Annotated in this window: 9 protein-coding genes; 4 read left to right on the top strand and 5 right to left on the bottom strand. The window is 51.5% G+C overall.

Annotated elements, in window-relative coordinates:
- Nucleotides 1-4911: an AAA domain-containing protein gene (locus TH5_RS08680; RefSeq protein ID WP_147250072.1), complete on the bottom strand. Its 4911-nt coding sequence runs from the start codon at nt 4909-4911 to the stop codon at nt 1-3.
- Nucleotides 4912-5096: 185 nt separating this feature from the next.
- On the opposite strand from TH5_RS08680, the gene TH5_RS08675 reads away from it, so the two are divergent.
- Nucleotides 5097-5627: a hypothetical protein gene (locus TH5_RS08675; protein WP_114121521.1), complete on the top strand. Its 531-nt coding sequence runs from the start codon at nt 5097-5099 to the stop codon at nt 5625-5627.
- A gap of 262 nt (nt 5628-5889) precedes the next feature.
- On the opposite strand, the gene TH5_RS08670 is transcribed toward TH5_RS08675, so the two are convergent.
- Complete coding sequence (locus TH5_RS08670) at nt 5890-6420, bottom strand: hypothetical protein (RefSeq protein ID WP_114121520.1); 531 nt, start codon at nt 6418-6420, stop codon at nt 5890-5892.
- Between the two features lie 221 nt (nt 6421-6641).
- Here TH5_RS08670 and TH5_RS08665 point away from each other — a divergent pair, with 221 nt between their 5' ends.
- Both TH5_RS08665 and TH5_RS08660 read left to right on the top strand, forming a co-directional pair.
- On the top strand, nt 6642-7985 hold the full coding sequence (locus tag TH5_RS08665; protein ID WP_114121519.1) for a carbon-nitrogen hydrolase family protein: 1344 nt from the start codon (nt 6642-6644) through the stop codon (nt 7983-7985).
- A 179-nt stretch (nt 7986-8164) separates the two neighbouring features.
- Entirely contained in the window at nt 8165-9190 is a 1026-nt protein-coding gene (locus TH5_RS08660) for a hypothetical protein (protein WP_147250071.1), read from the top strand.
- A 143-nt stretch (nt 9191-9333) separates the two neighbouring features.
- Here the strand turns inward: TH5_RS08660 and TH5_RS08655 are convergent, their stop codons facing one another.
- Nucleotides 9334-9639 (bottom strand): hypothetical protein, encoded by a 306-nt coding sequence (locus tag TH5_RS08655; protein ID WP_114121517.1) that lies wholly within the window; start codon nt 9637-9639, stop codon nt 9334-9336.
- A 250-nt stretch (nt 9640-9889) separates the two neighbouring features.
- On the opposite strand from TH5_RS08655, the gene TH5_RS08650 reads away from it, so the two are divergent.
- On the top strand, nt 9890-10405 hold the full coding sequence (locus TH5_RS08650) for a hypothetical protein (protein ID WP_097052956.1): 516 nt from the start codon (nt 9890-9892) through the stop codon (nt 10403-10405).
- A gap of 18 nt (nt 10406-10423) precedes the next feature.
- On the opposite strand, the gene TH5_RS08645 is transcribed toward TH5_RS08650, so the two are convergent.
- Nucleotides 10424-10771 carry a hypothetical protein gene (locus TH5_RS08645; RefSeq protein ID WP_097052955.1) on the bottom strand — a complete coding sequence of 116 codons (348 nt, stop codon included), beginning with the start codon at nt 10769-10771 and terminating at the stop codon, nt 10424-10426.
- A 192-nt stretch (nt 10772-10963) separates the two neighbouring features.
- Nucleotides 10964-13975, bottom strand: coding sequence for an ATP-binding protein (locus TH5_RS08640; protein WP_114121516.1), 3012 nt, complete (start codon nt 13973-13975; stop codon nt 10964-10966).
- Nucleotides 13976-14090 lie beyond the last annotated feature (115 nt).

The raw sequence follows: 14090 nt of genomic DNA, 5'->3' as shown, positions 1-14090 counted from the left end.
TCAACGAGCCCCCAATTTTTTCGAAGGAATCATGTGTGCTTCCTTGTATGTCGGGCTCACCACTTTTCTGGCGATACCGCTCAGGGGATTTTCAGCCCATTCTTTGGAGAAGATGTCCCGGCATCCGACGACAACCAGTCTGTTTTTCGCGCGCGACAGTGCGACGTTAATCCGGTTCAGGTTAGCGACATGCCCTACAATCCCCTTCTTGTTGCGACGCGTCAGCGACAAGATGATGATCTCATTGTCCTTCCCCTGATAACTATCAACGGTGTCGACTTTCACCATCTGCTCAAAACCTTCCGGCCATTCCTTGAGCATCATGCGCTGCCTTACAAGAGCTGCCTGTGCCGCATAGGTGCAGATTACGCCTATCGTCGGCTCTCCTGCGCGAATGAACTCTCCAAATCCGTCGATAAGCGTCTGCTGAGATGCCAGTGTTTCAAGCAGATGAACAATCACGTCAGCTTCGTACCTGTTGTTGTAACTGGTGCCGGATTTCTGCTCATAGGCTTGGCTGCCTGCCATATCTGACGTATCGACCCAGACCAACTGCTCGTGAAACGGAACAGGTAATCCATCATAGTGGGGCGGAACCGGGCCTCGGCCGCTCACCAGCTTGGCCCCTGGGTAAAACTCGTCGGAAACCATCTTGGCGATATCATCAGCCATCCGATACTGCTCAGTGAGCGTCTGTCCAATAGCCTTCCCGTACCCAGATTCAAAAATCCGTTCGAAGTCTGACCTGAGAACGTCCGCCCTTTCAATCCCGGCTACCCGACTATTCACATCATTGACCACCTTGAAGTTATACATCGGAGCCAATTGCTTGTGATCGCCAACCAGAAGAGCACGCTTTGCCACTTTTAAACCGACAGCCAACTCTCCCGCCGTGCAGCGCGCGGCCTCATCGATGATAACCAGGTCGAACTGCATCTGGGAAAGGCCGATTTTCTGATGGCCAATGCCAACACATGTTCCGCTGACAACAGACCGGCTGCGAACGAAGAAGTTCTCAAGTGACCCGTTCTTGCTTGCCAGAACGTTCATCCAGCGGCGCGATATTCGGATGAGGAAGTCGAGCTGGCGCACGGCATCAAGATTGTTGATCCCGTATTTGTCTAGGAGGATATCCTTCGCCGTATACAAGAACATTTCCGGTTCAACTGTTTTTCCGTCAAGCCATGCGGGGGCTTCAACCGCATATGCCTGCATCAGGTTCCGTTTACGTCGTTCTGAGAACGCTTCACTGATGTCTTCCGGGGCTCCATCAATAATCTGTTCGATAAGGTCCGTAAATCGAATGGAGAGAGCATAATACTGCCGGACGAACTCTGGCTCCAACCCGAGACGCCGTGATAGCAGAAGAACTCGCTCGAGCATTTCAGCTTTGAACTGCTGACGGTAGCTGTCTTGCAGATGATTAGAGTGCAGGTCGACTAATCGGTCGGAAACCTTATCCATATTGCCGACACGAATGATTTCTATGTCCCCGCCATACATCGCACCAAGGTCCATGATCTTTTCAACCGCATGGTTCGTTGCTTCGTTGGCCTGGCTCAATATCAGAACATTCCTAGCCCCGCCTTTTGTCAGGGCGTAATGGCAAAAGCTTGCAATGAAGTGCGTTTTGCCTGTGCCCGGAGGGCCTTGTAGCAGCCCGATTGGGCCATATTTCCACAGGTTCTTGAAAGCTGACACCTGTTGCTTGTTTAAACGATAGCGTTCGATATCTGTATTGGTGACATCGCCTCCCATCACCACGGGCAGTTTTGACGTAGCCGGGGCAAAGTAATCCACCAGATTGTGAATGAGGCAATTGTCGTCGATTATCGCATTCAGTGCGTCCCTGCGGCGCCGAAGGTTTTGCATCGCTTTCGTCGAGACGATCTTGTAGGTGCGCTGTGGCGCAATCCGGATGTCTCCAAACTGTCGGCGCGGCTTCCAAACCTTCATTGTTGTCGACTGCCGGGAAGAGCTAATGCTGCGGGAATCCACTATTCCGACCGTCGTGGTACCAGATAACAATTCCAATCGGTCATCTGGCTCAAAATCAAGAGCCGGTTGCCCATCGGGAGTTTCATAAGAGACAATAAAAGCGTCACCATCTTTGCGCGGTGGAAGCGTGACGGTGATTTCCTGTGTCAGTTCCTCCTCTGCCTCGATGGTCGCGCGCCACAATTCAATGATTGACCAGCGAGGTGCATCTGGCGCCGCGACTATCGCTTGCAGATCGTCTTCCTCGTCAGATGTTTCTTGCGCGCGGGTTACCGTAGCAGCGTCTTTTGACGCAGAGTTCTCCTTAAATTGCTCGTAAGCATTCTTGAGCTCCCCTTTCAACGCCCCAATTGAATGAGACCGGCCTTTTCCGAAGGAGATACCGGCTGTCAGTTTATGTTGGGCTTTCCCCCACACGAACCGGAGTGTTTTCGTTTCGGCATCGTTGCAGGAGATGTATTCCAGGCTCCAGTCCTTGATGGATATCTCGATTACAGCTGTCTGGGCTGCACCCGCAATCTGAAACCGGACCCGGTTCCGCTTGGTGTCTTCCTCAATGAAAATGGCATACTGCTGATTGTCGGCATAGAGCTCTCCTTGCTCATGCAAATAGGGCGACTCAATATGGTATTCTAGGACGTGTGTTGCACTGACCGGTTGCCGATTTGGATGAAGAAGCCGCTCTATAGCTTGTTTCACAGGGTGCAGCGTGTGGTTGGCCGGAGAGCCCTCGGTAATAGTCGCTATAGCTTCTCGGAGAGACTGGATATCGGCTGAAGAAAGAGCATCTGACGTGCCTGTCTCGACCCAGACTAGGATATCCTCCACGCATTGGCAGATCGCAAACCTGTCCCTTGAGAGCGGACTACCGTCTCCAGTGGTCGGCGTGTAACGTGCCGTTCCGAGATCCTGAGCGCCACTAGAGGAGTAATCAGGAATGTCGATTAAAACCGGATACCGGGAATCAAGCTGATTTGAGAGCAGAATATTTTCCGGTTTGATATCACCGTGGAACAGGTCGTTGGCATGCAGTGCATCCACCGCGGCCAGCAGCTTCTGGCAAAATGACAACAACTCAGACCGGTTCAGCTCCGACAACGCTCTTTCATCAAACACAGTGCACTCGGAGACTTCTTCTGTAACGAGGAAGAGGGTGTTGTCGCTTGCAATGCCAAAATTGATGATTTTCTGGACACAGCTCAAATCAAGTGCCGCCAGCTTCTGCGCCCGATAGAGGAACTCGCTAACGGATGCGTCGCTTAAACCGTTGGCGGGCCAGTATTTCACGATTAGCGCGGGCGCGTCTTCTGCCGGTTGGTGTCGCCAAATGAAAGGCGGTGTCATCGATATCCATGGACCGCTGTTTGGTGGATATGATGCCATTGGGAAAATGTTTTGCTTATGAGCGACGAATTCCTCAGCATAGGAAAAGGGCTCATTCTTGAAGCTCTGTGTTTTCCGAACAAAGTCCGCCAACATTTCCAGACCATCCTGAAAACGGTCTTCAGGCACCGGGCTCAAGGCTTTCTTGAACCATAAAGTGAGGTCTTCGGAAATCTCTGGCGGAAAAGCACTACTGTCGTCGAGAACGGGTACGTTCTCTTCTTTGCGCAATGGAACCCCCGTTAATAACTCCCATACCAGTGATGCTGTCAGGAAGACATCTTTTGCAAACGCGGTAGACTTTTCTCCAAAGAAATCTTCTGGAAGCTTGGCGTTAGTGCCCATCATGTCTATGCGACGGTTTGAAAGTGTCTGTGTATCTGGGTCAGGGAATTGGGCGACGCCGAAGTGAGAAAGCTTTAGTGTGTTGCCTTCAATCCAGACGCAGTGGGGGCCAATATCGCGGTGGGCCACTTTGATTTGGTGTAAGTCTGCAATGGCGCTAATGAGAAACTTGGCATGTTCGATGCGCTTCTCGAATGAGATATTTTCACCGCGTGCCCGGGCATGCTGAAGAAGGGTCCGCGCATTTCTCGAAAGGTCAAAGAGTTCCCAGTATCGAATGGAATACTCAGTGTCGCGCATCATGCTTTTGACCGCTGTGTGACCATAGAATTCTGCATCACGGTCCTGAATGAAAGCAAGCGCGCGGCTCTCACGCTGGACGAGAGGTCGACGTGTTTCTTCGGCACCACCACTCGTTTCCAGCTTCGAGTAGTCCCACAGACGAAGCATTGCTGTATTGTTCCGATCCTCATTGGAGGTCGCCCGATAGTCTTGATAAACTTGCCCTTGAGGAAAGAAAATCGGGTCCCCGTCCGCTTTATAGACCTCGCCATATAGCATTTGAGCGGGAAGAAACGGACTTGAACCATCCACCTTGAAGAACTTGGAAAGAACGTTCTTTCTGGATTTGTCACAAAGTGGCGTTTTCTTGAACTTTCGGGAAAAGTAGTCGGAGTCATGCTGGAAGAACTGATTGTAGGCTGAGCGACCAGCAAGCTTCAAAAAATCATCGAGCAATATTGCATGCGCTTTGTCAGCATCACTCAGACCTGAAATATCAACGTTTTTATTAGTGAAGACGACGAATGGCTGAATCGTCGGACGAGGGCCATCCCATAGTTTCGGAGGTATCTTGTTCATGTAGTTCGTAAGATGGGACACCATGCATCGAGCATTTTCGGCTATTTTGTCGCAATCTGACCCACCGCGATATTTACCTTCCTGATACCAAAATCCTCCACGGTTCTCTATGCGCCCATACCAGTCTTTCAAATCGGCAATGATAATCCGGTCGTGAGTAATAATTATAACGTCAATCTCACGCATTTCGGAGGATTTGGCCGTCCTGCGCATCCAAAGCGAAGAGTATCCATACCAATCGTTTGGAAAAGCCGCTTCCAGCTTGGTGAGAGCCGCAACTTCCCTCTTGTGGGGGCCTTTAGCAGAAGCTGATTCAATGCGCATTTGTATCCCCCGAGCCTGATCGTTTTGGTTGTTAACATCGCTTCTAGCACCCTCCAATGTCGGTGTGAATATTTTTGACGCCTAATTAAGCGATTGTGGTTTGCTATTGGATGTTTCAAGATGGAGAACCACTCGATGGCCATCCGTTGTTAAAGTAAAATTGGCTTGACTTAAGGAGAGAGCAGATGCGTAAGTTTGACTTCAAGGTCGTCGTGTTTGTAGATGGCGCGCCCAAGTATATTGACGGTTCTTACCCGGATCTGAGGTCTGCCCAGCGCAGAGTGGTTCAAATGGCAAATGTCTCCGGTATTGTTGACGGGGAACGGGTGTTCGCTGTTGACGGTGATGACGACCTTGTGATTGTGGACGGCGGCGGACAGGTCGTTTCTGTTTGGCACCGGTTCCTTGAAAAAACTGTAGAGAATTTCGCAGATTTCGACTTTTCGGCCTTCCAGGCTGAATGCGAAGCACGCGAAGCCATTCGGCTGGTCGGGTTCCGGATTGAAAATTGTGCAGGGGAGTGCATTCACGGCACTTTTGATGACCCGTTCAATCTGTCCCAGTCTGACATATTGAGTGATGACGCGGTTTTAACCGCAAAAGGATGGGCTGATAGTACGCACTTCATCGTCAAAGAGGTTTGGTCAGCAGACCCGGCGCTATACAACAAGGTGACGCACATTTCCGAGCAGGGGAGCTCTCCACAGCCGTTCTGAGTGTTTCCGCCAAACCTACTCATACTTTGGCATCCAGGCACCCCTCAATAAATGTTGACATTGTCATCCGCGGTATCTTTGCCGCTACATCGTTCAACATTAGGAGAGAGAGAGTCCATGGCCCTATTGATTAACAAGCGGCATCCTGTTGGCGGTGCGTATGTGGAAACTCTCAGTGGTGGCAGGGTGTTAGCTGGGGAAGCGCTTGAAAGCGCGTCAGAATTCAAGAATGCGCGCGCAGCATACGATCGCTTCCGTCCCGTCAATTAGTATGAGCAGCGTCCCGCCACCGCACGACGATGGCTCTTTCTATGAGCCTTGCCTCGTAACTCGAGAAATCAGAAATCACATCGATGTTGGCGAAGAAGTCGTCAGTGGCGCAGCCACCAAGGTGTCCCTTGGTGTAATCGGTAAACTCGCCAATAAACACGATATCTCGGTCGGCTCCCCATTTTGTTGCGGCGCGAACCATTGCGTTATTGGTTGTTGGCCACGAGCATAGCAGCACATCGTGAGCATCCCCATGCAAGTCGACGGCCATCTCAGCATCAAGCTCTTCCACGGGGCAGTACATGCGTTCGCCATGGCCGTCATGGCCCGAAAACAGGGAAGTGGGCGTTATGGAGACGCCCTGCTCTGAAAGGAGTGCTGCGAAGTACCCGTTTCCAGCACAGATCTCCAGTACTCGCTTTCCTGACAGAAAGGTGGCCAGTTCATTAATGAATGGCTGAGTAAACCGGCCGTAGGCTACGGCATGTGTGTTTAGACAGGAATAAGAAAACCCGGGTTTCATGGAAACTATAGCTCCATTTTCTTCGTTCACTATTTAACAGCGCCGACGCTCCCTGAGCGTATCGTGACGAGCCTACCTTATCAGGTGGCATCCTTCAAAGGACGTTCTCAGTGACTTAGCACTGAAAAATAGACATCTTCTGAAACGTTAGGTAGTTTGATTTTTGAATTATCTATCGGGGAGATAGTCGCGGGCTTCTGCGACTTGAGAAGAGAAAGAATATGACCGCCTTAAGTCACTGGAAGCTCAGAATAGACAAACACCTTCGTGCTTTGATGGGGCTTAGCCAAGTTGCTCAGGATGAACGATCACATGATGACGACATCATTGAGAAAGCCCTGGTCATTCTGTGGGACGCCGCAAACCAGGCATCGACGACACTCAAGAGAGGGTTTAGCTCGGTTGCTGGCCGCTACGACCCAACGCACTCCGAAATTGAAGAAATCATGGCCGACGAATTCCTCACGTTGGATGACAGCAAATTGAGTGCGTTGCGAAGAAAGTCAGATGCACGCCTCTTTGAGTCAATTTGTAGTGCTATCGGCCGATTTGAGGGTGCATATCTCAGGCGTCATGACGGTATAAGGAAGGAAACAAAGGTTCCAGTAGTAACCGTTGAACTGGGTGATAACGAGTGCGGCTTTCATGTATTCAGAAGCAGGCGTCGAGGGGCATGGAAGCCAGGTGCAGGAAGTAAACCAACTTTTGAAAAAGGTGTCCTCACAGGTCTTCGCATCGTACCCGCTGTGATTGATGATTTAACCGTGTCAGTAGAATGCATTCGTCCGTCTGATCTTCGGGAATTTGACATCGAAAACCCTATCCGCTTCGCGGGATGCACATTTGATAACTTCACACTCGGCACTAAAAAAACGCAAACAGGATTCTGCGTAGTAACAGCCGACGCCAAAGACAAAAATCAGCAGATTGAGGACGCGATCCGTAGTGCAGTGGCTCAGGAATGCCATTTACTGGTTTTCCCGGAGCTGACAATCGACCCGGACTCAATTACGCTTATTCAAACAATACTGGCGAGATTGCCGCTAGAACAGCAGGCCCCAGTCGTGATCGCCGGGTCATGGCACCATCCCGAGAATGGCAGCTTTACGAATAAGTCTGTCGTACTGCATGGTGAGTCCATCGCACCCATCACGTACAATAAACGCTTGCCGTTCCGATATGTCTCTGACGACGAGGACATTATTAAAGGGCAGTCGCTTCTTTTGCTGGAATGCCCATTCGGCATATTGACGGTCGCAATTTGTCTGGATTTTTGTGACAAAACACAGATTGGAAATTTTGTCGCGCTCGACCCCGATTTTGCCATTGTACCGTCATTTGGCAATGACCAAACCCTTCAGGGGCATCACGATACAGCGAAGTCACTATACCAGCAGCGGTCATGTCGTACCTTTGTCGTCCAGCAACTAGATCCAACTCAAATTGGTCAAGGCGGTTTGACGGCGCATGGTGGATACGTACACCAAAGCTCATCCGAGCCATCTATTCACCACAGCTCGGCTCCGGTCTGCGTGTGGTCATCCGCAACAAACTCTATCACATAGTTTCCACTGGGATGTCGTAAACTTGACATTAATGAAGTGAAGTGTAGTGTAGTGAGTGCAACAGGTAACTCTGAGGGTCAACTTCAGAGATTGGGAACGAGCATAGGAATGGATAGATCGCAACAGCAAACGCCAGGCAGGCGTTTATGAGGCATCAGGAAGGTGCCATAGGAGAGTGTATGGGGCTGCACAATTCTAATGAATCCCTTGACAGGGATACCTTTGAGACCGGTATGAAGCGTCTTGAAGATGGGGAACTGCATCTGAATGATGCCTTCACGCTGATTACGCGGGTATTTGACAACGATCCAACGGACAAAAAGGACCGTCTTTACGACGCCATCCGGAATGTCTCGTGGCAGATGCTGTCTCGAGGTGAGGAGCAGGCCGATTTGAGCGGCTGGGCCAAGCTTTGCATGCGCACCGCTACCTTGTGCGCAACAGGGGGTGACGGCCGCTGTGCTGGTCGATTTGAGGCTATCAGCGACTTGCTTCAGCATTCGTCCAATTCTGTGACTGCAAGGCCGTCTGAAAACGATTTGCTCGCGAAAAAGCATGTTCGCGAAATCATCGAGATGTGTCTCCAGTCAGAGGATTTCTCCGTCAGCCGTCAGGAAGTTCGAAAGGAACTTGGCATCCGCGATTCCAATGCAACAAGGGTCATCAACATTATGATTGATAGCCACGTTCTGGTCCGGGAACAGATGGGCAAGGAAGCTGTTCTGAGACTCTCCGAGCGAGGTAAGGCGTTTGCGGCAAAGAATGGAATCGGTTCGGTTGCAACGCCACCGGTCAATGTTCCCAGGATGGCATCGTTGCGAATTCCGGTGTCAAAACTGAAGGGCATGTTATTGATCCCTGTCGGGCACACGCCGGACATATTTTTGGAACAACTCAGCCAACTTCAAAAGCGTGTCAGGAATTACGTCGTACACGATGGGCACTGGAGTAACTTTCAAGAGGTCACGACGGCCCGGAATCTCAGGTATGCGCAGTCTAATGAAGGGGTGCACGACGTCCAAGCCCAGTACCACGCTGCAACGCTGCAAGCCTTGAACGTCGGTGATAATCCTCATGGTTTCGGTGTTCGCTACTACGGCAAAAGAGTGCAGGCGAAAGCCGTAGAAGCAGAACCGTTGCTGTACGTTCGACAGGGCAGGTTGAAAAGGCCGTTCGGCAGGTCCAAGGTTCCGTCGAAAGCCTGACGCAGAAAAGGTCGCTCGGAATAGAGCGACCTTTTTCCTTCCGTCCAACTGCATATTTGACAGCCACGCACGTGGAGTTGGCTGTCAAATATGCAGTCATATGTAAACTTGAGATTGACGAATGGCTGGCATCGGGGCTTTCCTCAGGCTACTTCGGAATACAAGGTTGTGAAGTCGTTCAGTGCTGATAGCAGCCCGTCTGTGCCGCCACATGTGGCCGCCAACTCCGGGAACCTTTCAGCGAAAGAGGATACGTCCATTCTTAGCTCACGCTGGGACTTGTTCGTGATTTGTTCCAGCGGAAGTGCCCGGACAAGCTGATGATAGCTGGCAGTCTGTTCTCGGTCGCGCTCCATCATCTTTTCGCTTTCTTCCTCAAGTTGCCGCATGCTCTCAAGAAGGTCACGGGTGCTATCGGATGAATGCGAAACCTCGATATCGGTTAGCATGGTAGTGCTCCTGTATATGGGATGGTTTTGGTCGCCTGAAATTGATACTCCTGGGATGGGGTGTTGTCAACATTATAGGTGGGGCGTTTTCAACTTTTTTGCACTTTAGAAAGGAAAATGGTTTTCTTAATCTTCGCGTTTTCCTTTTGTTGTGTTAGTAATGTTTAATGGTCGCGTGCGAACGACCCGTGAATTGCCAGGTGGGAGCGAGTTAATTTTGCCCTGAAGAATCTATGCTGGAGAATGATAGATGAGGCGTGAACTTGTAGAGCTGATTGAGGCGGCCCGGAAACTCGGTGTGCAGAGGATTCCAACCCCCGACAATCCGCGATACATTCGGATTGTCGGCGACCGCAAGGACTTCCCGGACAGGCTCTACAGAGTGGCAATCGCACTGGAAGCTGTTGACCGACTGGGTTCCAAAGCGCTTGAAGGTGTAAATGACCCAACTCTGAATGCGGCCCATCTAAGATTGGCAGTCGACGGTATTTTCCGGTGGATGAAGGCCACAGGCGTGGATATTCAGGAACCGTATCAAATCGTAGCGGCCGCCCTTGGTGCAAAAGGGGCGAAGCGTGGAAAGATTTACCGGAACGCTCCAAAATTCGATGCGAACTTTTCCAAAACTAAAAAGCCGAAGCCCATGCTTCAGGTTATCCCCACCGGAGACGAGCCGACAACTCTTGCGGGGCTTCGACAACGAGCGGCCCAGGCACACTTCACCAATCTCAGCCTTGGAGCCGCGGCGCCAAACTATGGACGATAAAAAGGTGAGATACACCCATTAGAGGAAGTCCTTTTTCATCGCCACGGATATAAACTGGTCAATGCTTTTGGTGGCGTCTTTCATGCGTTCTTCGAATTTTCCCGCGTGGAAAAGACTTAAGTCTGTCGGTCGAAAGTTGAAAATCCATAGCGATGATTTACTACGTGGAATTTTGTCCTTGAATACGAAGGTGGAGATGGGCTCATCCGGCGAAATAGTCCAGTTAGCCAGAAACCGAATGTTTTCTTGGCCTTCAATATACAAGGCACCCTGATCGGAATAGTTTTTATCAAACCCCACAAGATAGTTATTCCAGACCAAATTGAACTGGTCCTTGTCGAGAACGGGGCGAATTTTGAGATGCATGATTCTGAAATCAACCGGTTTAAACAGGAACGCTCAAAGTACACGCATAGGTAATAGCGAACCTTACCGTATCCATCAAACTTTTTTGACGACCAGAAATTGCGAAAGAGTGAAATTCACTACTAAATAAACGCGAAGGGGCTGTCTGCTGAAAAAATGCAGACAGCCCCTTCGCGACGGATTTCCGGGCCTCTAAGCAGCCATCAACTCCTGAACGATTTCCTCGGTGACACCATTCATGGTTTCCGCACCGGTGTCGCCTTGCTCCGCCCTCTCGATGACCCGCCGGTCGACTTCGTTCTTGGCCGAGCCTCCAGGGAAGCGTCGCGCGAGGCGCCTTCGTGCTTCGACAGGTCCAATCGTGTTATACAGACGCGTGCGTATCGCATTGTCTGCCGGTGTTGTCGAGAACGCCCAAATTTCCATTGGCCCAAGCGTGTTGTATAGCAAATGCTCGTGCTTGCCGTCCTTCATATTGAGAACAGCAAGAAGTGGTGCTCCGCCTGGACCCGGGCCACGAAGGTTATGGGTAAGACAGGCTTTAGCGGTATCCGATAGGCCGAACGTGGCCGCAGCTTCATTGGCATCTTGTTCGGTATTGGCCCCCATGATCCAGTATGATGTTGCCAACGAAATCATGTCTGCATCGAAGTCACCGATAAGCTGGGATGCCAGAGAAATCTGAATGCCCCATTTGCGGCCTTCTCGCATGTAGATAACGACCTGCTGACGTACCTGCGGCGTATTCCTTGTACGGTGGAATTCGTCGAACACAATGCGTTTGGGCGTTTCACGAATGCGCTGGATTCTCAGGCGGTGATACGCCTGATACTCTTGAGGGAACTGCTTGAGAATCTGGTCGTTCAGATAGAAGTCACGGGTCGTTACAAAGGTTCCAAGCATATAGACCAAGGCAGTCTGCTTGTCGGCCGAGCCACCCCCACTGGGAGCAGCCTCATCCAGGTCCAGTGCGACGATGCGCGCCGCGCCGATTTCAAAGCGGGTCGGACCAGACAGAATTGGATATTCCCGCAAGGCGCTGGAAATGGTTCGGTTGAAGACCTTTAGCAGAGGTTCGCCCGATTCCGTGAGTGCCGAACCAAATATGTCCTGAATCTGCTCTGTTCTCGTCGCCATCAGATCTTCGACACGAGGCACCGCGTACCGTTGCGCCATTGTCGCTTCGCGGATGGCTCCGGCGGCAAACAGCTTATCGACGCACTCCCACCAGGTCGGGCGACCGGAAAGAGCGATATTGTGCTTGCGCAGGGCTTCATCAACCTGAAGGTCTTCACCTTCAGAATATTGCCGCGGCTTTCCTTTCTTGGTTTTGTCCGAGAAGGTTTCGTAAAGCGTATCGATAATGGCGCCGCTGAGCTGTGATAGCCCGCTTGGCGCTTGCCCGCCATGCTCTGTTCCCAGCATGGTGATAAAGTTCTTCAGAGTTGCCCTGTCCATGGGCAAGCACTCTCGACAGCCAAGTTGGGTGTCGAACGGGTTGATAGAATGCTCACTGACCATCCGAAGGCGCTTGTACTCAACCTCGTGACGGCGACTTGGAGGCAAAGCCTCCTTCAGTAGAGAAATCAGCCCGGACGAAGAAGGACCGATATCGATGATGGCGATACGCGGCAGCTGTGCCCCGCCCGCACCAGATGTCGCCATCGGCGATAGGCAGAATGCAAGGCTCGTCGAGTTCAGGAAGACGGACTTTCCCTTCCCGGGAGGGGCGTAGATGATGTCAATGAACGTATCCTGCTGTGATGAACCCGGCTGGAAAGGCCAAATTCGCCTGTCGATGGTGCGGAATAGGATGCTGCCCTTCTCAAACGGGCTGGCATCCCTGTCCCAGGGCATCATGTAAAGCGCATCCATGAGAGGGGCACCGGCAGCGGGGGCGGTGGAGGCAACATCAAGGCCAAGCGCACTTGACATGACACCTGCCAACGGGTCGCCGGAAGATGGAGCGGCATTACAATACCCCCACGATTCCACGGCGCGCTGAAGGCGACTGGAGCGGGACTCAATCAGGTTCATCTCGCCATTGGGTGCCCATGTTCCAAACGAGGCCCTGAAGCGCACGACAACTCCGCCCTCGCGTTCGAACGCTTTGAGCTGTTTAATGGTGTCTCGAATAATCTTGTTGTCGCCGCTCGAGAAACCGGCAAAGGCTGCAATGAGGTTCTTTAAACCGAACAGTGACATGCCGTCCCCCTCCAAAAGGAAGGAGGCTCGCCATGGGAACTCTTCAAGCTCCATCAAGCGGGAAAGAAGATGGCTGAAGGGTTTGACGTCCTGCGGACCAACGGTCATGTTGACGCCGCTAAATAGATAGCGTCCTATTCGGACAATCTGAGAGTTGATGCGTTCCGCATCCACCGAAAATAGCTGATCGTCCAGCTTCGGCCACAGGAGATGGGATATATCCCCGGATTTGATTTCCGGACGCATTCTCCAACGTGGTTTGGCTTCTCTACCGCCGGATGGTGCCTTCCCTAAATCTCCGGGAAGATAGGGATGCCAATTGGAGTTGGCCGTTGCCGGATCGATACTGTTCCTGATTGCACCAAGGGCGGCATGAACGTCCGTGACAGAAGCGCGGATCTCGAAACTTTTCAAATCAGCCATAAAGCTTGCCACAAAGGCCTCGTGACGGGTCGTCATGGCATTGCTGAGCAGGAATGGGTTATGTGAGTTAGCGGCTGCTGGCCAAAGGGGCGGTGCCTTCATTGCCACCCTTGCCTTCTTGAGTTCCTGCTTGCCGAGTGCCGACATTCGCGTCCATAGAACCATGTAGAAGCTTTCCGGAACGATATAGTTCGGCAGGACATTCTCGCGCTCCTCGAAAACGTCATCGAGGTTCAGGTCCAGACGCTTGGCAATTGTGCGTGGCGTTATGTTCAGAGACTTGACCAGATCCCGTGACAGGTCAGGGTCTCTTGAGAAGAAAACCTGAATAGCATGTCCGGGGCGACCAAGATATGGAGAGAGACTGGTATTGGCTCGGTTCACAAGGACATTCAGCTCGTGCCCGCCCATCATCCGCTTGATGCCGTCAATTCTCACAAGAGTTGCCAACGATCCGTCTTTGGCAATCAGTGTTTTCCCGAAAGCGGTGTCGAGGAAATTGAACGACGCAAGAGATTTCTTGCCCAGGCCGCCGCCCGCTGCAATGAGCGTGTCTATCAAGCCAACAAGACTCATGGTTTTTCCTTGTAAAACGGATGGATTATAAGGAAATAATTCCACGTTTTACTTTATTCATCAAGGAAAATGGAAGCGAGTCAGCATGGCTCGCTTCCTTAATTGGAGGGTCACA

It is taken from the genome of Thalassospira xianhensis MCCC 1A02616, from assembly GCF_003326475.1.
GTDB lineage: Bacteria > Pseudomonadota > Alphaproteobacteria > Rhodospirillales > Thalassospiraceae > Thalassospira > Thalassospira xianhensis.
This window is presented reverse-complemented; position numbering and strand designations above follow the sequence as displayed.